The following is a 20,658-nucleotide window of genomic DNA, read 5'->3' as shown; positions in this document are numbered from 1 at the left end:
TGACGGTGCGCCTGTGGCGCACCGGTCCCCCTCACCCTCCCCACGCCTACGGCGCGGGTTCCCTCCCTCTCCCTGGGGGGGAGAGGGCTGCACCATCACGCGTCGAGGTCGGGCATCCGCCAGTTTCCGCCGAGATCGGCGTTGCGCAGCAGCAGGAACAGCTCGTCCTGCGAGCGGGTGACGGCGGTGTAGAGCCAGCGCCACTTGTGCTCGCGGAAGGCGGCGGAGTCGTCGAGCACGGTGACCGAAGGAAACTCCGACCCCTGGGCGGAATGGCAGGTGATCATCCAGGCCCAATCGAACTGCTGCACGTCACGTTCCACCCGCGGCGCCTTGGTCTCGCCGCTGTAGTGGGCCTGGAACATCCAGGGATGGACCATCAGCTTGCTGCGGGGCTTCACCTCGTCCTCCATATGGACGCCGAGCGACCACAGCCCGTCCTGGCGGCCCCGCCCCTCCGCCGCCGGGCGGGTCAGCGTGCCGATCATGCCGTTGAACAGCCCCTCCTCGCGGTCGTTGCGGCGGCAGATCACCCGCTCGCCGGCCTGGGGCATCACCGTGTCGAAGCCGTGGCGGGTGCGGATGCGGCGGGTGAAGTCGGTGCGCACACGGTGGGTGCCGCAGATGGTCTGGGTATCCACCCGCAGGGCCAGCGGCTCGGTCACCCGGTTCAGCGGCAGGACATGGGCGTTCCCGGCGGTGCCGAAGCGGCGCGGCAACTCCTGCCGGCGCAGCAGATGGGCGAGCCGGATCACCGGGCTCTCCCGCGCCGTGCGGTGCGGCTCGACCAGCCGGAAATCCGGTTCGCCCTTGGTCAGGGTGCCCTGGCCGGTCACCGGGGGGAGCTGGTAGTCGTCGGCGATCATCAGGATCTTCTTGCCGGAGCGCAGCAGGTCGCCCGCCACGTCGTCCCCGACCATCGAGCCCTCGTCGCAGACGATCAGGTCGGCCTCGGCGAACTTGCCCTCCGACTTGCGGGCGAAGAACAGCTCGCCGGTGTCGTCGTCCTGCCGCGGCGCGTAGATCAGCGAATGCAGCGTCGCCGCCCGGTCGATGCCCTTGCGGCGCAGCACCTGCGCGGCCTTGCCGGTGGGCGCGCCGACCACGAAATTCTCCAGGTTGCGGCGGTCCTGGAGATGATCGAGCGCGAAGACGGTGGTCTTGGTCTTGCCGGTCCCGGCCTCGCCGGCCAGCCAGAACATCTGGGGGGCCGCGGGGTCGGCATACCAGGCGTCGATGGCCTGGATCGCCCGGAACTGCTCGTCGGTCGGGGTGTCGGTGGTGCTGGGCATGGAGCGCGGGGGAGGGGGCTGCTGGGCGGGACACAGTAGCCCGCCCGGCAGCCCGCGGCCAAGCCTTACGGCCCTTACGGCTTCATGGCTCCGAGCGGAAAGGGCCGCTGATGAGACGGCGCAGGCCGGCGAAGAGGGTTAGGCCGCCCGACACCACCCCGACATAGACGAACAGCGCGTCATGCCCGAACCATTCCATGGCCGCCGTCGCCAGCAGCGGGCCGAGGGCGGCGCCCAACGCCCAGGCGAGCAGCAGCGCGCTCGCCAGCGGCACCGTCTCCTCCACCGTCACATGGTCGTTGGCGTGGGCCACGCAGATCGCGTAGAGCGACAGGGCGGCGCTGCCCCATAGGGTGAACAGGCCGAGCAGGACGGTCTGCGGCGCCGCCCCGCCGGGCGGGTTGGCGAAGGCGGCGATCAGGAAGGCGGCGACCGTCGCCACCCCGGACACCGCGAAGATTACCAGCCGCCGGTCGTGGCGGTCGGAAAACCGGCCGATCGGCCATTGCAGCACGACGCTGCCCACCTGGATGCCCGACATGATCAGCGCGACTTCGGCGGCGGGCAGGGCCAGCCCGGCGAGCCAGGCCGGACCGATGCCGGTGACCGCGGTGTTGCACAGCCCGACCATCAGGCAGCCGGCGAAGGCCACCGGCGCCCGCCGCACATACTGGCAGGGCGAGGGCGCCGGCCCTTTCGGCGCGACGCTGGCCGGCGGGCGGATCACCGCCACCGGCACCAGCGACAGGCCGTAGCAGCCCGCCGCCAGGACGGTCAGCCACAGGGCTGACAGGTTCGGGCTGGCGAGCAGCATCTGGCCGCCGATCACCGCCACCTTGCAGGCGATCATGTAAAGGGAGAAGACGCTGCCCCGCGATCCCGGCGGGGACAGGGTGGCAAGCCCGCTTTCCGCGACGGTGAGCATCCCGACATAGGACACTCCCATCAGCAACCGCAGCCCCACCCAGGCCTGGGCGTCGGGCAGCAGGTTCAGCAGCAGCGTGGCGGCGGCGGCGAGCAGCCCGAAGGCGGCGAAGGACCACACCCCGCCCACCCGGCGGATCATCCAGGGTGCGGCCCAGCAGCCCAGCACGAAGCCGACCGAGTAGGCCGACGCCACCGCCCCGACGACCAGCGGCGGGGCCGCCGCCTCGGCGAGGCGGAGCGGCAGCAGGATTTGCAGGATGCCGTTGGCGACCTGGATGACGCAGACGCCGAGGATCAGCGCGGCCAGCACCGTCACGGGCGAGGCCGGAGGCCGATGGGTGGTGTGGGGCAAGATCGCGGGAGGCTCAGTGGTTGCCGGGCAGGGCGTCCAGCGGATCGTCCGCCGCCGGCTGCGGGCGGGCACCGGCGAGATGACCGTCCACCAGCGCGCGCAGGAAGCCGCGGGTGCGCTCCTGCGTCGGGTTGGTGAAGATCTGCTCCGGCGGGCCGGACTCGACGATGCGCCCGTCGGCCATGACGACGACGGTGTCGGCGACCTCGCGGGCGAAGCCCATCTCGTGGGTCACCACCATCATGGTCATGCCTTCCTCGGCCAGCGTCTTCATGACCTGGAGCACCTCGCCGACCAGTTCGGGGTCGAGCGCGGAGGTCGGCTCGTCGAACAGCATCACCTTCGGCTTCATGGCGAGCGCGCGGGCGATGGCGGCGCGCTGCTTCTGCCCGCCCGACAGGGTGGACGGATAGACGTCGGCCTTGTCGCCCAGCCCCACCTTGCGCAGCAGCTCCATGGCCAGCTCCCGCGCCTCGGCCTTCGCCATGCCGCGCACCACGACGGGGGCGCGCATGACGTTCTCCACCGTGGTCATGTGCGGGAACAGGTTGAAGGACTGGAAGACCATGCCGGTCTCGGCGCGCAGAGCGTTCAACTCCTTGTCGGGCAGCGGCTTACCGTCGGCGATGATGGTCCGGTGGTTGATGCGGATCTCGCCGCGGTCGGCGGTCTCCAGGCAGTTGCAGCAGCGCAGCAGCGTGCTCTTGCCCGAACCCGAGGGGCCGATGACCACGGTGGTGCGCGACGGCGGCACGGTCAGGCTGACGTCCTTCAGCACCTCGGTGCTGCCGAAGCTCTTGTAGACGTTGCGGATCTCGATCACCGGCTTACCCTCTTTCCACGGTCATGCGCTTTTCGAGCTGGCGCAGGATCCAGGTGGCCGCGTTGGTCAGCACGAAATAGATCAGCGCCACCGCGATGTAGACCTCCAGCGCGCGGAAGCTGGTGGAGATGATCCGCTGCCCCTCGCGCATGACGTCGTCGATGGTCAGCAGCGACACCAGCGCCGAGTTCTTGATCAGCGCGATGGTCTCGTTGCCCAGCGGCGGCAGCATGCGGCGGAAGGCCTGCGGCAGGACCACTTCCCACATCGCCTCGCGGTAGGACATGCCGAGCGAGCGGGCGGCCTCCATCTGGCCGCGGTCGATGGACTGGATGGCGCCGCGCACCACCTCCGACACGTAGGAGCCGCTGTAGATGCCGAGCCCGATCACGCCGCACAGCATCGCCGGCAGCAGGATGCCGAACTGCGGCAGGCCGAAGAACAGCAGGAACAGCTGCACCAGCAGCGGCGTGCCGCGGATGAAGGCGACATAGGCCGACGCGATGCCGTACAGCACGCGCCGCGCCGGGTTGAGGCGGATGATGCCGACGAGCAGGCCGAGCACGGCGCTGAGCAGGAAGGCCGCCGCGGTCACCTCGATGGTGACCACGGTGCCCTTCAGCAGCTCCGGCAACCCTCCCCAGACGGGGGCGAAGTCGAGCGTCACGGGAGGGATCCTCCGTTCACAAAAATATCGATCACTTCTTGGCTTCGAACCACTTGTCGATGAGCTTCTGGTAGGTGCCGTCGGCCTTCAGCTTGGCGATGGCGGCGTTCACCTTGGTCACCAGCTCGGTGTTGTCCTTGCGCATGGCGAAGCCGTAATCCTCGGTGGTGAGCTGGTCGTCCAGCACCTTCACGGTCGGATGCGTCTGGGCGTAGAGCTTGGCGGCGGGCTTGCCGGTCACCGCGACGTCGGTGCGGCCGGTCTCGACCTGCCCGAACATCTCGGCGTTGGTCTCGACCTCGACGATCTTCGTCTTCGGGAAATGCTCCTTCAGATGGACGACCGACTTGGTGCCGATCTGCACGGCGGCGGTCTTGCCTTCGAGGTCGGCCGGACCCTTCACGGCGCTGTTGTTCGCCTTGACCATGATGACGAGGCCGCCCGGATAGTAGGTGTCGGAGAAGGCGACGACCTTGCGGCGCTCCTCGGTGATGTACATGGCCGAGGCAATCATGTCGAAGCGGTTGGCCATCAGGCCGGGGATCAGGCCCTTGAAGTCGATGTCCACCCACTCGACGCCCTTGGTGGCGCCCAGCTCCTTGGCGATGGCCTCGACCAGCTCGATGTCGAAACCGGTCTTCTTGCCGTCCTGCGAGAATTCGAAGGGCGCGAAGGTGGCGTCCACGCCGACGCGGAAGGTGCCGCTCTGCTTGATCGAGGCGATCACCGCGTCCTCGGCGCGCGCCGGGACGGACCCGGCGCCGACCACCGTGACGACCGCGGCGGCGGCGAAGGAGGCGGCGGCGAGAAACTTACCAAAGGACTTCATGGGTCGGAATTTCCCTGTTCGTTGCGCCTGCGTTGCCAGTTTCGGACGCCGGGGAACCCCCTTGCGCAGCGAGCGGCTTGGCAGCGCCGTGTTTTGCCTATAAAACATATGTTGCCCAGGGAAAACAGCTGCGTCAACGCCGTTTGTCATACTGGAGCATGACGGACGCCCTATGGCAACGCTGGTGTTGCGGCCAAGTACCGCGAACGCCGCGGAAGCCGGGGACGACCGAACAGGGAAGCGAAAAGTTTTGCTGACAAAACACTTGTCGCACGGGAGAGAGGATATGGACGTTTTCGGGTTTCGCGCCGCGCGCCGTCCGGTGCTGGTCAGCCTGCCCCATGTCGGCACGGCGCTGCCGGACGGATTCATCGGCCGGCTGGTGCCGGAGGCGCAGGGCCTGCCCGACACGGACTGGCACCTGCCGCGTCTCTACGACTTCCTGGAGGACCTTGGAGTCGGGGTGATCCAGGCGCGCTTCTCGCGCTATGTCGTCGATCTGAACCGCCCCAGCAACGACACGCCGCTCTACAGCGGCGCCACCACGGGCCTCTGCCCGACGACCCTGTTCGACGGGGCGCCGCTGTACCGGCCGGGCGCGGAACCGGACGCGGCGGAGGTGGCGGAGCGGATCACCCGTTACTGGGCTCCCTACCACGACGCCATCACCGCGGAGATGACCCGGCTGCGCGACCAGTTCGGGCGCGCGGTTCTGTTCGACGCCCATTCCATCCGCTCCGTCGTGCCGCGGCTGTTCGAGGGGCGGCTGCCCGACCTGAACATCGGCACCAACGACGGGCGCAGCGTCGACCCCGTGCTGAGCGACCGGCTGGTCGCGGTCGGCGCGGACGCCGGGACCGACGGCTTCACCCATGTCCTCAACGGGCGCTTCAAGGGCGGCCACATCACCCGCCACTTCGGGCGCCCGTCCGAGGGCTGGCACGCCGTGCAGCTCGAGATGGCGCAGGTGACCTACATGGAGGAGGATGCTCCCTTCGCCTTCGACGAGTCGCGCGCCGCGCGGATCCGCCCGCATCTGCGGCGGTTCGTCGGTGCGATGGCTGATTGGGCGGAGGAGCGGGCGTGACGGAGGCGGCGATGGACAGCGTGAACGGGCTTTTCTGCGGACGGGCGCTGCTGCCCGAGGGTTGGGCCTCGAACGTGGCGCTGCGTTTCGACGCGCGGGGCACGCTGATCGCGGTCGAGCGGGACGCGGAGGCGAACGGCCTCCCGCAGGCCGCCGGGCCGGTGATCCCCGGCATGCCCAACCTGCACAGCCACGCCTTCCAGCGCGCCATGGCCGGGCTGACCGAATACGCCGGTGCGTCGGAGGACAGCTTCTGGACGTGGCGCGACGCCATGTACGGCTTCGTCCGCCGCATGACGCCCGAGGCGGCGGAGGCGGTCGCGGCGCTGCTCTACATGGAGATGGCGAAGCAGGGCTACACGGCGGTGGCGGAGTTCCACTACCTGCACCACGGTGCCGACGGGCGCCCCTACGCCGACCGGGCGGAGATGTCGCGCCGCATCCTGGCGGCCGCCGACACGGCGGGGATCGGCCTGACCCATCTGCCGGTGCTCTACGCCCACAGCGGCTTCGGCGGCAAGCCGCCGTCCGACGGGCAGAAGCGCTTCATCAACGACGTGGACGGGCTGCTGTCCATCGTCTCCGCCATGCAGACGGCGATGGGCGCGGAGCGGGCGGGCCGCCGCGCCGGCCTCGCCCTGCATTCGCTGCGCGCGGTGACGCCGGAGGAGATGCGCGACGCGCTGGCCGGCCTCGACGCGCTCGACCCCGGCGCGCCCATCCACATCCACATCGCCGAGCAGACGGCGGAGGTGGACGACTGCGTCGCCTGGAGCGGCAAGCGCCCGGTGGAGTGGCTTCTGGAGAACGCTCCGGTCGGGCCGCGCTGGTGCCTCGTCCACGCCACGCACGTGACACCGGCCGAGGTCGACGGCATGGCGGCGAGCGGGGCCGTGGCCGGCCTCTGCCTGACGACCGAGGCCAATCTGGGCGACGGTCTGTTCCCCGCCATCCCCTTCCTGGCGCAGGGCGGGCGGTTCGGCGTCGGGTCGGACAGCCACATCAGCGTGTCCGCGGCGGAGGAGCTGCGGCTTCTGGAATACGGCCAGCGGCTGGTGCAGCGGCGGCGCAACGTGCTGCGCATCGGGAATTGCCCGTCCATCGGCGGCGGCCTCTACCGGGCGGCGGTGGCCGGCGGCGCGCAGGCGCTGGGCCAGCCGGTGACCGGCGGCGGGATTCAGGTGGGCCAGCCCGCCGACTTCGTCGTGCTTGACGCGGACAACCCGAAACTGCTTTCTCGGACCGACGACAGCCTTCTGGACGCCTATGTCTTCGCCAGCGACGGGCACGCCGTGCGCGACGTGGTCGCGGCGGGGCGGACCGTAGTGCGCGAGGGCCGCCATGTCCGGGAGGACGCCATCCGGGCCGCCTACCGGCGCGCCATCGAGGGGTTGCGCCGGGACACATGAGCGAGACCGATCCGAACACCTACATCGCCCCGGCGCTGCAGCGCGGGCTGGCCATCCTGGAGCTGTTCACGCCGCAGCGCCGGACGCTGTCCCTGACCGACATCGCCAGGGCGCTGGGGATCGGGCGGGCCTCGGCCTACCGGCTGGTCTTCACGCTGGAGCATCTCGGCTACATCGGGCGGGCGGGGGACGGCAAGTCCTACCGCCTGGCGCCGCGGTCGATGCAGCTCGGCTATCATTACCTGTCGGGGCTGGACGGGATCGAGGTGGCGATCCCCTACATCGACGGGCTGCGCGACAGCACGCAGATCTCCGCCCACATGGCGGTGCGCGACGGGACGGAGATCGTCTACGTCTACCGCGCGCACTCGCACATGACGCTGTCCAGCAACATCGCGGTCGGCTACCGCCTGCCGGCCCACGCCACCGCGATGGGCCGGATGCTGCTGAGCGGCCTCACCGACGAGGCCATCGCGCAGCTCTACACCGGCGTTCGGCTGGACCGCTACAGCGACACCACGGCGGTCACGCTGACCTCGCTGATCCAGGAGGTGGCGGAGGACCGCAAGCGCGGCTGGACGATGAACCGCTCCTCCTTCGTGTCGGGGATCGTCGCCATCGCGGCCGCCATCCGCGACCATCGGGGCGAGGTCATCGCCGCCATCAACCTGTCCGGCCCCAGCGCCGTGATGGACCAGCCCGCCACGCTCGACCATCTGCGGACCAAGGTGGTGGAGACGGCGGACGCGATCTCGCACCAGCTCGGCTACCTGCCGCGCGGGTGAGCGCGGCGGGCTCGACTCACGCCGCCGGCCGCAACCCCGTCACGAAGGCGGCGATGCGGCGGCAGGCCTCCGCCAGCTCCGCCTCGCCGACCGCGAAGGACAGGCGGACGCAGCCCGCCGCCGCCGGGCCGAAGGCGCCGGCGTCCAGCACCGACACGCCGGTTTCGCGGAACAGCCGCCACGCGAACTCCATGGTCGGCAGTCCGGTGCCGCGCACGTCCACCAGCATGAACATGCCGGCCTCCGGCTTCAGGCAGCGCAGGCCGGGAACCGAGCCGAGCGCCTCCAGCGCGATGTCGCGGCGGCGGCGGTAGCCCTCGCGCATCGCCGCCACCGCCGCGTCGCCCTGCTCGACGGCGACCAGCGCGGCCTGCTGCACGAATCCCGGCAGGCCGTAGAGCATGCACAGCGCCAGCGTGCCCATATGGGCGACCAGCGGCGCCGGGGCGACGACCCAGCCGGCGCGCCAGCCGGTCATGGCGTGCGACTTGGACAGGCTGTTGATGGTCACCGTGCGCTCCGCCATGCCGGGCAGGGTGGCGATGCTGATGTGCGGCCGGTCGAAGGTCAGGCTGGCATAGACCTCGTCGGCGACCACCCACAGGTCGTGGCGGCGGGCGAGGTCGGCCACGGCCTCCAGTTCCTCCATCGACATGACGATGCCGGTGGGGTTGGCGGGGGTCGCCAGGAAGATGGCGCGGGTGCGCGGGGTCACCGCGGCGGCCAGCGCCGCCGGGTCCAGCCGCAGCGTGGCGGCGTCCGGGGCCACCGGGACCAGCGTGGCGCCGGACGCGCGGACGCAGGCCTCGTAGGTCAGGTACATCGGTTCCGGCACCAGCACCTCGTCCCCCGCCTCGACGAGGCAAAGGGTGGCGTTGAACAGGCCGTTCTGCGCCCCGGCGCAGACGATGACGTTCTCCGGCTCGATCGCCAGACCGGTGCGGCGGGCGACGTCGCGGGCCAGCGCGGCGCGCAGCTCCGGACGGCCTGGGATCGGGGTGTAATGGGTGTCGCCGGCGTGCAGGGCGGCGATGGCGGCGTCGCGCACCGGGGCGGGCGTGTCGAAGTCCGGGTCACCGACGCTCAGCACGATCACGTCCTCGCCGCGCCCCTTGGCGGTCCAGGCGGCGAAATGGATGTCCCAGGCCGCGACGCGGTCGCCGCGGATGCGGTCGGTGAGGGACGAGAAACGCATCGGCGGAGGCTCCCTGGCAGGCTTTTCCGTTGGCCGGACATGGGTCACGGCGGAAGCCCATCCATATGCCCCAGGGCGGTGCCGGGGCACAACCGGGCGTTTGAGGGACGACGGCGCAAGGCGGCCATTCATGCCCATTAGGACACCCTGATATGACCGACCGGCAATTGCAGCGCTGCGAAAGCGGGGCCTATGACGGACCTCAAAGAAAAGAATGAGTGAATCGTCTGCCGAACAATTTCAACAGGCAACAAACGCCCGAGAACGTGCAAAGGATAACCATGTACCGCGACCGTATTCGCCTGAAGTCCCTGTGGGGTAAGGTGGTGACGCCGGAAGAGGCGGCCCTGCTGATCCGCGACGGCATGACCATCGGCATGAGCGGCTTCACCCGCGCCGGTGACGCCAAGGCGGTGCCGCTGGCGCTGGCCGAGCGCGCCGCGACGGAACGGCTGAAGGTCACGCTGATGACCGGCGCCTCGCTGGGCAACGACGTGGACCGCATCCTGACGGAGGCCGGGGTGCTGGCCCGCCGCCTGCCGTTCCAGGCCGACCCGGTGCTGCGCAAGGCGATCAACCGCGGCGAGGTGATGTTCGTCGACCAGCACCTGTCGGAGACGGTGGAGCTTCTGCGCTCCCGCCAGATGGGGCCGGTGGACGTGGCGGTGATCGAGGCCTGCGCGATCACCGAGACGGGCGGGATCGTTCCCACCACCTCGATCGGCAACTCGGCGACCTTCGCCATCCTGGCGGAGAAGATCATCGTCGAACTGAACCTGACCCAGCCGCTCGACCTGGAGGGGATGCACGACGTCTACATCCCGACGCGTCGCCCCTTCCGAGAGCCGATCCCGGTGGTGACCGCGGAGAGCCGCGCCGGCCTGCCCTACATCCCCATCGACCCGTCGAAGATCGCGGCCATCGTGGTGACCCGCAAGCAGGACAGCAGCGCCACCATCCTGCCGCCGGACGCCGAGACCCGTGACATCGCCGGGCACCTCATCGAGTTCCTCGACCGCGAGGTGCGGCAGGGCCGGCTGGGCCGCTCGCTGAACCCGCTCCAGGCCGGGATCGGGACCATCGCCAACGCGGTGCTGCACGGCATGATCGACAGCCCGTTCCACGACCTGACCATGTACAGCGAGGTCCTGCAGGACAGCACCTTCGACCTGTTCGACGCCGGCAAGCTGACCTTCGCCTCGGGCTCCTCCATCACGCTGAGCGCAGGAAAATACGCAGAGGTTCTGCCGAAGATCAGCAGCTACAAGGGCCGGCTGCTGCTGCGTCCGCAGGAGATTTCCAACCACCCGGAGGTCATCCGCCGGCTGGGCGTGATCGGCATCAACACGGCGCTGGAGTGCGACATCTACGGCAACGTCAACTCGACCCACGTCAACGGCACGCAGATGATGAACGGCATCGGCGGCTCCGGCGACTTCGCGCGCAACGCCCACCTCGCCATCTTCGTCACCAAGTCGCTGGCCAAGGATGGGAAGATTTCCAGCGTCGTGCCGATGGTCACCCACACCGACCACAACGAGCATGACGTGGACGTCCTGGTGACCGAGACCGGTCTGGCCGACCTGCGCGGCCTCGCCCCGCGCGAGCGGGCGGAGACGATCATCCGCAACTGCGTCCATCCCAGCTACCGCGAGCTGGCGCTGGACTATCACCGCCGGGCGCTGCAGCGCGGCGGCCACACCCCGCATCTGCTGGAGGAGGCCTTCTCCTGGCACCTGCGCTACCAGCAGACGGGCAGCATGCGGCCGGTCTGAGCGCCTTGACGGGGGCGTGGGCGGTCAGGGGCAGACGGCCTCGACGATCCGGCACACGTCCCCGGCGGTGCGCGGGGTGAAGCGGGCGAGCAGCCCGCCGCGCAGCTCGGGCACGACCAGCGACACCGGCTGTTCGGCGGGAACCGTCAGGTCGTGGTCAAGGTCGCAGACGCTCACATAGTCCAGCCCGGTCAGGGCGACCAGGAGCGACTGCCGCCCCTGCGCGTCGACGGCGTGGGCGATGGCCCGCCCGTTGGCGGCGGCGTAGGCGGCGGCCTGGTCCCGGGTGTAGCGGGACACCGGCAGCACCCGCAGCGACGGGTGGCTGCGCAGGACCGTGTCGATGAGGGCGTTGAGGCCGCTGGACAGGCTCGGCATGGGGTTCCAAAGGCTTCCGACTGTGGAGCGCCATGCTACCACGAATTCGGCCGTTGGGGGCGCCACCCCCGCGCGACACGACAATGGTCACGCGGGGGTCACGCGGGGGTCACGCTCCGCCCGTTCATCAGCCGGCGCGGACCCGGGCGATGAAGCCGTGGATCTCGTCGCGCAGCAGGTCGGAGTCGCGGGACAGGCTGTTCGCGGCGTCCAGCACTTCGGCGGCGGCCTCGCGCACGTCGGTGGCCGACTGGCTGACTCCGCCGATGTTGCCGGAGACCAGCCGGGTGCCCTGGGCGGCCTGCTGGATGTTGCGGCCGATCTCGTGCGTGGCGGCGGTCTGCTCCTCCACGGCGGCGGCGATGGCGCCGGCGATGGCGTCCACGTCGGCGATGGTCCGGGCGATGTTGCGGATGGCCGTCACGGTGCCTTCGGTGATCGCCTGGATCTCGGTGATCTGGCTGGCGATCTCCTCGGTGGCCTGGGACGTCTGGGTGGCCAGCGCCTTGACCTCGCCCGCCACCACGGCGAAGCCCTTGCCGGCCTCGCCGGCGCGGGCCGCCTCGATGGTCGCGTTCAGCGCCAGCAGGTTCGTCTGGCTGGCGATGTTCTGGATCAGGTTGACCACGTCGCCGATCTTCTGGGCGGCGCTGGCCAGCCGCTCGACCAGCGCGTTGGTCCGTTCCCCTTCGGCGACGGCGTCGCGGGCGACCGTCGCGGCGCCGTTGACCTGACGGCCGATCTCCCCGATGGAGCTGCCCAGCTGCTCCGACGCCGCGGCGACCGTCGCGACGTTGGCCGACGCCTGCTCCGTCGCGGCGGCGACCGAGGAGGCCTGCTCCGTCGTCGTCTCGGCGGCGCCGGTCATCGTCTGCGCGTTGCTCTGAAGCTGGCGGGCGGCCTGCGAGACGGCCTGCACCACGCCCTGCACGTTGGCGTCGAACTGGTCGGCCAGGGCCAGCATGGCGGCCCGGCGGTCGGCCTCCATCTGGCGCTTCTGCGCGTCGCTCTCCTCCTGGAGGCGCCGCATCTCCAGCCCGTTGCTCTTGAAGACCTGGAGCGCGCGGGCGAGCAGGCCGACCTCGTCCGTGCGCTCGGTGCCCTGGATGGCCACGGCCAAGTCGCCGGCGGCGATCGAGGTCATCTCCGACGTCAGGCGGTGCAGCGGACGAACGACGAAGAACAGCAGGATGGACCCCAGCAGGCCGAAGGCGAACAGCAGGCCGGCGCCCGCGACCGTGTAGAGCCGCGTCATGACCTGTTGGGAGAGCGCGGTTGCGCGCTTCTCGGCCTCCCGCGTCTCGGCCATGCTCTGCTCCACCCGCTCGCCCAGCGCGGCGGTCAGCTTCTGCCGGACGGGGCGGCCGACGTCGATGGACACGCGGATGGCGCCGTCGGTGTCGAAACCGCGGGCCAGCTGCACGGTCGTCTGGGCGACGCGCTCATACTCTCCGACGATCGACTTGATGGCCTGGATGCTCTCGCGCTCCGCCGGGTCGTCGTAGGCCTCGGCCAGCGTGTCGATGGCGGCCAGGGCCTTGGCGATGTTGGCCGTGAGCTGCGCGTTGGCGGCGTCGATGGCCTCGCGGGACGAGGCGACGATGGCGTTCGCCTCGGTGTCCATGGCATCGCCCAGCGCCGATTGCACGGCGATGGTCGCGCCGAGCCGGTCGGCGACCAGGTCGGTGATGCGGGCGGTTGAGCTTGTCAGATCGGAGATCGCGCTCCGGGCGGTCCAGACGAGGCTGGCGATGACGATCAGCAGAACAAGAACCGGAACGAGGATCTTGTGCAATAACTTGCGGTTCGAGAACCAGCGGTGCAGCGGCATGTCCAGGGCTTTCCAGTAAAGCGGGCTCGATCGGTGGGGCGGCGCGGGCGCCAGGAGCCGGGTCCAAAAAAATTTCCCCCGCAGCCTTGCGGCATGCGGGGGGAGGTGAGACGCGCCGTCAGCCGGCCAGCCGATCCCAGCAGCCGTCTAAGGCCGGGGACAGCTTGTGCTTCATGATGCGCTGGCTGGGGGTGCGCTCGAACTCCTCGACCACCGCGATGTAGCGCGGATTCTGATAGGGCGCGAGCTGTTTTCCGAGCCAGCCGGACAGCGACGCGATATCCAGCGTCGCCCCGGCCTTCGGCTTCACGAAGAGTTTGATGTCCTGCTCGCCGACGTCGGCGGCGACGCCGATGATGGCGCAGTCCTCGACGGAAGGATGGGTGGCCGCGACATGCTCGACCTCCCAGGCCGAGACGTTCTCGCCCTTGCAGCGCACGCTGTCGGTCATCCGGCCGTGGAACAGCAGCGTGCCGTTTTCATCGAGCGAGCCGAGGTCGCCGGTGTGCAGGGCGCCGTCCTTGAGCGCACGGGCCGTCGCCTCCGGGTTGCGGAAATAGCCGGCGAAGATGGCGCCGGGCCGGTCGGTGCGGACGACGATCTCGCCCCGCTCGCCCTGCGGCACAGGCTTGCCCGCGCCGTCCAGCAGCTCCACGGTGAACCAGGGCATCGGGCGGCCGACCGCGCCGACGACGCCCTCGTCGTTGCAGGTGGTGATGCTCGACGCCTCGGTCATGCCGTAGCATTCGCGGATCTGCACGCCGAACCGCTCCTCGAAGGGCGTCCAGGTCTCCTTGGGGCAGCCGCCGCCCCAGGCGATGCGCACGGGGTGGTCGCGGTCGCGCGGGGAGACCGGCTGCTTCAGCAGGATCTGCAGGATGCCGCCCAGATAATGGATGTGGGTCGCCCCATACTCCCGCACCTGGTCCCAGAAGCGGCTGGCGCTGAAGCGGTCGACCATGGCCAGCGACACGCTGCGGATCAGCGGCATGACGATCATCTGGGCGCCGCCGATGTGGTACAGCGGCTCCCACACGAACAGCACGTCGCCGTCACGGGCGGCGGAGACGCGGGCCACCGCCTCGCCGGCCAGACGCATCATGCGGTGCGACACCAGCACGCCCTTGGGCCGCCCGGTGGTGCCGGAGGTGTACATGATGGCGAAGATGTCGTCGGGGGCGGGCGGCGCCTCCTCGAAGGCGGCGTCGGACTCCAGCAGGGTCTCCAGCCGCAGCGCCGCGGCGGGGTCGCCCTGGACGATCAGCGGCGTGCCGGCGGGCACCGCGCCCGTCTCGGCGATCACCGGCAGGAACTCGGCCTCGGCGACGATGGCGCCGGGCTCCGAATGCTCCAGGATGTAGCGCAGCCCCTCGCCGCGCTGCTGGGCGTTGATCGGCACCCAGACCAGCCCGGCCTTGGCGAGGCCGAACAGGGTGGAGAGCACCAGCGGGCTGTTGCGCAGCATCAGCGCCACGCGGTCGCCGGGCTTCAGCCCCAGCCGCCGCAGCTCCGCCGCCACGCCGTCGGACTGGCGGTCGAGCGTGGCGAAGCTCAGCGCCTCGCCGTTGAAGCGGGCGAACAGGCGGGCGCGCCCGGTCCGGGCCGCCTGCGTGAACAGGCGGACGAACCCTTCTTCGAAATCGGACATGATGCGTATCTCGAATGCGTTTGGTCGGTTGGTTACGGCCGAAAGGAGTTTCGGATCAGCGCGCCGGGCGGCGCAGCCACTCCGCCATCAGCAGCAGGGCCATCACGATCGCGAAGACCACGACGGACACGGCGGCCAGCGTCGGGTTCAACTGAAGGATCATGTCGTCCCACATCTGCTTGGGCAGCGTGGTCTTGACGCCGCCGCTGACGAAGATCGCCACGGTCAGCTCGTCGAAGGAGGTGATGAAGGCGAACAGGAAGGCCGCCACCAGTCCGCCGCGGATCAGCGGGACGGTGACCAGCATCAGCGTCTTGAAGCGGTTCGCCCCCAGCGTCGCCGCCGCCTGGTCCAGCCGCCAGTCGTGCCCCTTGACCACCGCGGAGATGGCGACGAAGGCGAAGGGCAGGGCGAGCACCGTGTGGCCGATGATCAGGCCGAGGTCGGTGGCGACCAGCCCGATCTGGGCGAACAGGTAGAACAGCCCGACCGCGATGACGATGCGCGGCACGATCATCGGCGCCAGGAAGAAGGCGAAGATCGCCCCCCGCCAGCGCGAGGAGGAGCGGGCGAGCGCCAGCGCGGCCAGACCGGCCACCAGCGTCGCCAGGACCGCCGTGGCGAAGGCCACCGCGAAGGAGCGGATCGTCGCCGACACCCAGAGGTCGGAGTTGAAGTAGACGCGGAACCACTCCAGGCCGTAGCCCGGCGGCGGGAAGTCGAGGAAGGGCGAGGTGGTGAAGGCGATGGGCACCACGACCAGCGCCGGGGCGACCAGGAAGACGATCACCGCCGCGGAGTAGAGCGGCAGCAGCCGGTCCATCACCTTCGGCCCCAGCAGGCGCCCGACCGGTCCGCCCAGCGCCGTCGACGCCTTGGCGAGGGCCGACAGGATGCCCATCCCGGCCTCGCGCAGGCGGCCCTGGCCGCCGCCGGTCCGCCCGGACGTCTCGCCCGACAGGGAAGACAGGCCGAACAGCCGGTCGTAGACCCAGCAGGTGACCAGCGCCGCGACCAGCATGAAGGTGGCCAGCGCGCCGGCGAAGGCCCAGTTCAGCATCTCCTGGATCTGCGAGATGATGAGCTGCGCCAGCATGGTCTGCTGCGGCCCGCCGAGCAGCGCCGGCACGATGAAGAAGCCCAGCGAGGAGATGAAGGTCAGCAGGCCCGCCGCCGCCACGCCGGGCAGCGACAGCTGGAAATAGACCAGCCAGAAGGCGTTGGCCGGCGGGGCGCCCAGCGTCTCCGCCGCCTGGACCAGCCGGCGGTCGAGGGTGGTCATCACCGGCAGCATGGTCAGCACGGCCAGCGGCAGCATGGCGTGCACCATGCCGGCCATCACGCCGAACTCGTTGTGCAGCAGCGGCAGGGGCGACGCCCCCGTACCGGAGAGGATCTGGTTGATGACGCCGGTCCGCCCCAGGATGACCATCCAGGCGAAGGTCTTCACCAGATAGCTGGTCCAGAAGGGCACCATCACCGCCAGGATCGCCAGCCCGCGCTGGCGCTCCGGCAACTGCGCCAGCCAGTAGGCCAGCGGGTAGCCGAACAGCAGCGACAGCAGGGCGGTCAGCCCGGCGATGCGGAAGGTGCTCATCAGGACGCGGAAATAGACGTCCGTGGCGACGATGCGGGCGTAATGGTCGCCGGTCCAGGCCGAGGTCTCCAGGTCCTGGACGCTGAGGCCGAGCAGCCGCAGCACCGGGAACAGGAAGAAGATGGCGAGGAAGGCGAGGCCGGGGGCGGCCAGCCACAGCGGGCCGAAGCGCAGCCGCCGCCGCGCCGCGGCGAAGGCGCCGTCATGGTTCAGGGTGGCGGCGCTCATGACACCAGCACCCCGGCGTCGGCGCGCCAGCGCACCGCGACCACTTCGCCCAGCCGCGGCGGGGCGGTGCCGCGGCGCAGCCGGACGGTGATCGTCTCCTCGCCGCCGAGCGACACCAGGACGCGGGTCTCGGACCCGGCATAGACGGTGTCGACCACCTCGCCCCGCACCTCGTTGTCGCCGTCGCCGTCGATGTCGAGCTGCTCGGGACGGACAACCAGCGTGCCGTCCTGGCTGTCCGGGGTGTCGGCCGACAGGCGGAAGCTGCCGTTGCCGGTGACCAGCATGGGCGCCCCGCTGCCGTCGCGCCGGACCTGTCCGCGGAAGATGTTCGACACGCCGATGAAGTCGGCGGCGAAGGCGGTCTTCGGGCGGGCGTAGATGTCGTGCGGGGTGCCGAGCTGCTCGATCCGCGCGTGGTTCATCAGGCAGATGCGGTCGGACATGGCCAGGGCTTCCTCCTGGTCATGGGTGACGTAGATGATCGTGGCGCCCGTCTCGCGGTGCAGGCGCTTGATCTCGTACTGCATGTGCTCGCGCAGCTTCTTGTCGAGCGCTCCCAGCGGCTCGTCCATCAGGATGACCGAGGGCTGGTAGACGAAGCAGCGCGCCAGGGCGACGCGCTGCTGCTGCCCGCCGGAAAGCTCCTTGGGGAAACGCCCGGCGAGATGGCCGAGATGGACCATCTCCAGCGCCTCCTTCACGCGCCGCGCGAGGTCCGCCGGGGCGACGCCGCGCATGCGCAAGGGAAAGCCGATGTTCTCCGCCACCGTCAGGTGGGGGAACAGGGCGTAATGCTGGAAGACGAGGCCGATGTCCCGCTTGTGCACGGGGGTGCGGGTCTCGTCCTGCCCATCGATCAGGATGCGCCCGCCGCTGGGCTCCACCAGCCCGCAGATCATCTGCAGAAGCGTGGTCTTGCCGGACCCCGACGGGCCGAGCAGCGTCAGGAACTCGCCCGCCGGGACTTCCAGGCGGGTGGGCTCCAGCGCCGTGATGGCGCCGTACCGTTTGGTCAGGCCGTCGACCAGCAGCTTCGGCGTGGCGGCGGCCCCGGCCTGGACCGGCGCTGTCCGCGCCTGTGCGAGCGGTGAGAGCATGGCGGCGGGTCTCCTTTCCGAAGGCGGGCTTAGCCGAGGATCCAGGCGTTGAAACGCTCGTTCATCTTCGCCCGGTTGGCGCCCCACCAATCTTCCTTGGCGATGGTCATCACCTTCAGATTGTCTTCAAAGGTGGGCAGCGCCTGGGCGCGCTCCTTCGGGATGCTCTTGTAGGCGTCGAGGTTGGTCGGGCCGTAGGCCAGCACCTCGGTGAAGACGGCCTGACGCGACGGGTCGGCGCAGAACTTGATGAACTGGCGGGCGGCGTCGGCGCGCGGGTTGCCGCGCGGGATGCCCCAGCCCTCGATCGAGTAGAGGCCCTGGTTCCAGTTGATCTTCACCGGGGCGCCGCCGTCGATCACCGCCTGGGCGCGGGCGTTCCACAGGGCGATCATGTCGACCTCGCCGCTCTGGATGAGCTGGCTGGACTGGGCGCCACCGGTCCACCACACGGCGACGTGCGGCTTGATGCGGTCGAGTGCCTTGAAGGCGCGGTCGACGTCGAGCGGGTAGAGCTTGTCGAGCGGCACGCCGTCGGCGAGCAGCGCCTGCTCCAGCGTGTCGATCGGGTTCTTGCGCAGCGAGCGGCGGCCCGGGAACTTCTCGACGTTCCAGAAATCGGCCCAGCTCTGCGGGGCGTTGGCGGCGAACTTGTCGGCGCGGTAGCCGAGGATGGTCGAATAGACGTCGGTGCCCATCCAATGGCTGGTCAGCGACTCCGGCATCAGGCCGGGCGCGTCCGCCGCGGTGAAGTTCAGCGGCTCCAGCAGGTTCTGCGTCATCAGGATGTCGCGGGCCGACAGGGTCAGCGTGCAGACGTCCCAGGTGTAGGATTTGGTCTCCACGATGGCCTTGAACTGGGCGGTCGGCTCGGCCTCGCGGGCGACGTTGACGACCTTGATGCCGGTCGCCTTCTCGAACGGGTCGTAGAAGGCCTTGCGGAAGGCCGGGCTGTAAGGGCCGCCCGGGTCGGCGACGGTGATCTGCGTGGCGGCGAAGGCCGGACGGAGCAGCCCGGCGGGCAGGGTGGCGCCCAGCGCGACGCCGGCGGCTCCCTTCATCAGGCTGCGGCGGCCCATGGAGAAGCCGGAGGTCTTGCTCATGTGAAACTCCCTGTTCTGTGCGGCCGGGGCGTCTCTGTTGCCCCGGTGGAGGAGCGCCGCCGTGGCGGCGCGGGTGGGCGGATCGTTGCGCCCGGGAAGAGTCGTGTTTGGGGCGTGAGCCCGGGTTACGCGCGCTTCGCGGCGCGCTTGGCGAGGAAGGCCTCCATCATCCGGGCCGGTTCGCCGGACGCGTAGGCCTCGCGCTGGATGCGCACGCCGGCGGCCAGGGCGTCGCGGAAGCCGGCCTCGGTCATCTCGCGGAAGCGCTGCTTGTCCAGGCGCATGGCGACCGGCGGCTTGGCGGCCAACTCCTCGGCCAGGGCCAGCGATTCGGCCATCACGCGGTCCTGTGGGACGATGCGGTTGATCAGGCCGATGCGGTGGCTCTCCTCGGCGTCCATCAGGCGGCCCGACAGCGTCAGGTCCATGGTGCGGGCCAGACCGATCATCTCCTTCATGATCCACGGGCCGGTGGTGCTGGCGATGCCGGAGTTGATCTCCGGCTGGCCCATGCGCACCCCGGCGTGGCCGATGCGGAAGTCGCCGAGCAGGGCGACCTGGAAGGCGGAGCCGGCGGCGACGCCGTTCAGCGCGATGATCAGCGGCTTCGACAGGGTGCGCATGCGGTGGTAGAGGCGCTCCCACTCCGCCACCCACTCCTCGGCGCGGTCGGCGTCGAAGGTCTTGGTCTCGTTCAGGTCCTGCCCGGCGCCGAAGGCGCGGTCCCCGGCCCCGGTGAGGATGATCGCGCGCACGCCGTCCTGGTTCTCGAACTGCTCGAAGGCGACGACCAGCTCGTCGCGCATTGCGGCGTTCCAGGCGTTCAGGATCTCCGGGCGGTTCAGCGTGATGATGCCGACCGGGCCGCGGACCTCGGTGAGGATGAATTTGAACACGGGACCACTCCTGTAAGCGGGGCGTTTCGCGCGCCTTGCGGATGTTCCGGCGCCCCTCGGGGCGGCGCGTCGTATTGCAATACGATACTTGGTATTGAATAGCTTGGCTTGCTTTGCTAGACCTGTCAACGGTATCTCTCGCACACGAACCACAGGACCGATCGCCATGGCTCCGCGCCGTCCGTCTTCCCGACAGTCAGACACGGAATCCGCAACCATCGATGCGGACGCCTCGGTGAAGCAGAGCGGCGCCGCGCGCGCCGGCGATCCCCTGATGGTCATGTCCGTGGAGAAGGCGTTTCGCGTGCTGAACGCGTTCGACGCGGCGCGCCCGACGATGAGCCTGACCCAGATTGCCTCGATCGTCGGGTTGGACAAAAGCGCGGCGCAGCGCTTCACCCACACGCTGCAAAAGCTGGGCTACCTGCACAAGGACCCGGAAACGAAGCGGTTCGAGCTGACCGTCAAGACGCTCGACCTCGGTCATCATTATCTGCGCGGCAACGGGCTGCTCGAACGCTCGATGCCCTACCTGATGCATCTCAGCAAGACCACCGAGGAGACGATCAATCTGACCATGCTGGACGACACCGAGATCGTCTTCGTGTCGCGCTTCATGAGCCGCCACGTTCTGAACACCGACGTCGTCATCGGCATGCGGATGCCGGCCTATTGCACGGCGCCGGGGGTAGCGATGCTGTCGCGGATGCCGATGGAGGAGGTCGCCGCCCTGATC

The 20,658-nt window shown here is 69.9% G+C and carries 18 protein-coding genes (1 of these 18 only partly in view); 5 read left to right on the top strand and 13 right to left on the bottom strand.

The annotated features are described in order from the left end of the window. Positions 1-95: 95 nt before the first annotated feature. The 5 genes from D3869_RS25505 to D3869_RS25485 all read right to left on the bottom strand — a co-directional run bounded on the left by D3869_RS25505 (position 96) and on the right by D3869_RS25485 (position 4,890). Positions 96-1,292 (bottom strand): ATP-dependent DNA helicase, encoded by a 1,197-nt coding sequence (locus D3869_RS25505; protein WP_137142537.1) that lies wholly within the window; start codon positions 1,290-1,292, stop codon positions 96-98. 82 nt (positions 1,293-1,374) lie between these two features. Continuing rightward, positions 1,375-2,571, bottom strand: coding sequence for an MFS transporter (locus D3869_RS25500; RefSeq protein WP_137142536.1), 1,197 nt, complete (start codon positions 2,569-2,571; stop codon positions 1,375-1,377). Positions 2,572-2,584: 13 nt separating this feature from the next. Further along, positions 2,585-3,394 (bottom strand): amino acid ABC transporter ATP-binding protein, encoded by an 810-nt coding sequence (locus D3869_RS25495; protein ID WP_137142535.1) that lies wholly within the window; start codon positions 3,392-3,394, stop codon positions 2,585-2,587. Positions 3,395-3,398: 4 nt separating this feature from the next. After that, positions 3,399-4,061: an amino acid ABC transporter permease gene (locus D3869_RS25490; RefSeq protein ID WP_094303574.1), complete on the bottom strand. Its 663-nt coding sequence runs from the start codon at positions 4,059-4,061 to the stop codon at positions 3,399-3,401. Between the two features lie 31 nt (positions 4,062-4,092). Beyond that, positions 4,093-4,890, bottom strand: a complete 798-nt coding sequence (locus tag D3869_RS25485) for a glutamine ABC transporter substrate-binding protein (protein ID WP_137142534.1) — start codon at positions 4,888-4,890, stop codon at positions 4,093-4,095. A 286-nt stretch (positions 4,891-5,176) separates the two neighbouring features. Here D3869_RS25485 and hutG point away from each other — a divergent pair, with 286 nt between their 5' ends. From hutG to D3869_RS25465, 3 genes are read left to right on the top strand one after another with little or no spacing between them, the layout of a single operon-like run. Further along, complete coding sequence (gene hutG, locus D3869_RS25475; RefSeq protein ID WP_137142532.1) at positions 5,177-5,977, top strand: N-formylglutamate deformylase; 801 nt, start codon at positions 5,177-5,179, stop codon at positions 5,975-5,977. Positions 5,978-5,997: 20 nt separating this feature from the next. Beyond that, positions 5,998-7,386 (top strand): formimidoylglutamate deiminase, encoded by a 1,389-nt coding sequence (locus D3869_RS25470; protein ID WP_247896014.1) that lies wholly within the window; start codon positions 5,998-6,000, stop codon positions 7,384-7,386. Then, positions 7,383-8,171, top strand: a complete 789-nt coding sequence (locus D3869_RS25465; protein WP_137142530.1) for an IclR family transcriptional regulator — start codon at positions 7,383-7,385, stop codon at positions 8,169-8,171. Before D3869_RS25470 ends, D3869_RS25465 begins: the two co-directional genes overlap by 4 nt. Before the next feature lie 16 nt (positions 8,172-8,187). On the opposite strand, the gene D3869_RS25460 is transcribed toward D3869_RS25465, so the two are convergent. After that, the gene (locus D3869_RS25460) at positions 8,188-9,366 is read right to left on the bottom strand and encodes a pyridoxal phosphate-dependent aminotransferase (RefSeq protein WP_137142529.1); all 1,179 of its coding nucleotides are present in this window, start codon (positions 9,364-9,366) and stop codon (positions 8,188-8,190) included. A gap of 281 nt (positions 9,367-9,647) precedes the next feature. Here D3869_RS25460 and D3869_RS25455 point away from each other — a divergent pair, with 281 nt between their 5' ends. Further along, positions 9,648-11,141 carry an acetyl-CoA hydrolase/transferase family protein gene (locus tag D3869_RS25455; protein ID WP_137142528.1) on the top strand — a complete coding sequence of 498 codons (1,494 nt, stop codon included), beginning with the start codon at positions 9,648-9,650 and terminating at the stop codon, positions 11,139-11,141. Between the two features lie 24 nt (positions 11,142-11,165). On the opposite strand, the gene D3869_RS25450 is transcribed toward D3869_RS25455, so the two are convergent. The 7 genes from D3869_RS25450 to D3869_RS25420 all read right to left on the bottom strand — a co-directional run bounded on the left by D3869_RS25450 (position 11,166) and on the right by D3869_RS25420 (position 19,922). Beyond that, complete coding sequence (locus D3869_RS25450) at positions 11,166-11,519, bottom strand: hypothetical protein (RefSeq protein WP_137142527.1); 354 nt, start codon at positions 11,517-11,519, stop codon at positions 11,166-11,168. Positions 11,520-11,646: 127 nt separating this feature from the next. Continuing rightward, a complete protein-coding gene (locus D3869_RS25445; protein WP_137142526.1) occupies positions 11,647-13,350 on the bottom strand; it encodes a methyl-accepting chemotaxis protein in 1,704 nt (567 codons plus the stop codon). A gap of 118 nt (positions 13,351-13,468) precedes the next feature. Then, positions 13,469-14,998, bottom strand: coding sequence for an AMP-binding protein (locus D3869_RS25440; protein WP_137142525.1), 1,530 nt, complete (start codon positions 14,996-14,998; stop codon positions 13,469-13,471). Between the two features lie 55 nt (positions 14,999-15,053). Further along, on the bottom strand, positions 15,054-16,823 hold the full coding sequence (locus D3869_RS25435; RefSeq protein WP_137142524.1) for an ABC transporter permease subunit: 1,770 nt from the start codon (positions 16,821-16,823) through the stop codon (positions 15,054-15,056). Then, positions 16,820-17,923: an ABC transporter ATP-binding protein gene (locus tag D3869_RS25430; protein ID WP_137142523.1), complete on the bottom strand. Its 1,104-nt coding sequence runs from the start codon at positions 17,921-17,923 to the stop codon at positions 16,820-16,822. Before D3869_RS25430 ends, D3869_RS25435 begins: the two co-directional genes overlap by 4 nt. Positions 17,924-17,952: 29 nt before the next feature. Continuing rightward, positions 17,953-19,026, bottom strand: coding sequence for a polyamine ABC transporter substrate-binding protein (locus D3869_RS25425; protein ID WP_137142522.1), 1,074 nt, complete (start codon positions 19,024-19,026; stop codon positions 17,953-17,955). A gap of 125 nt (positions 19,027-19,151) precedes the next feature. Beyond that, complete coding sequence (locus D3869_RS25420; RefSeq protein ID WP_137142521.1) at positions 19,152-19,922, bottom strand: enoyl-CoA hydratase/isomerase family protein; 771 nt, start codon at positions 19,920-19,922, stop codon at positions 19,152-19,154. A 166-nt stretch (positions 19,923-20,088) separates the two neighbouring features. On the opposite strand from D3869_RS25420, the gene D3869_RS25415 reads away from it, so the two are divergent. Further along, on the top strand, positions 20,089-20,658 hold the 5' portion of the coding sequence (locus D3869_RS25415; protein ID WP_137142520.1) for an IclR family transcriptional regulator. The gene runs 315 nt beyond the window's last position; the window shows 570 of its 885 coding nt (coding positions 1-570); the start codon lies at positions 20,089-20,091; its stop codon lies beyond the right edge, outside the window.

It is taken from the genome of Azospirillum brasilense (assembly GCF_005222205.1).
GTDB lineage: Bacteria > Pseudomonadota > Alphaproteobacteria > Azospirillales > Azospirillaceae > Azospirillum > Azospirillum brasilense_G.
This window is presented reverse-complemented; position numbering and strand designations above follow the sequence as displayed.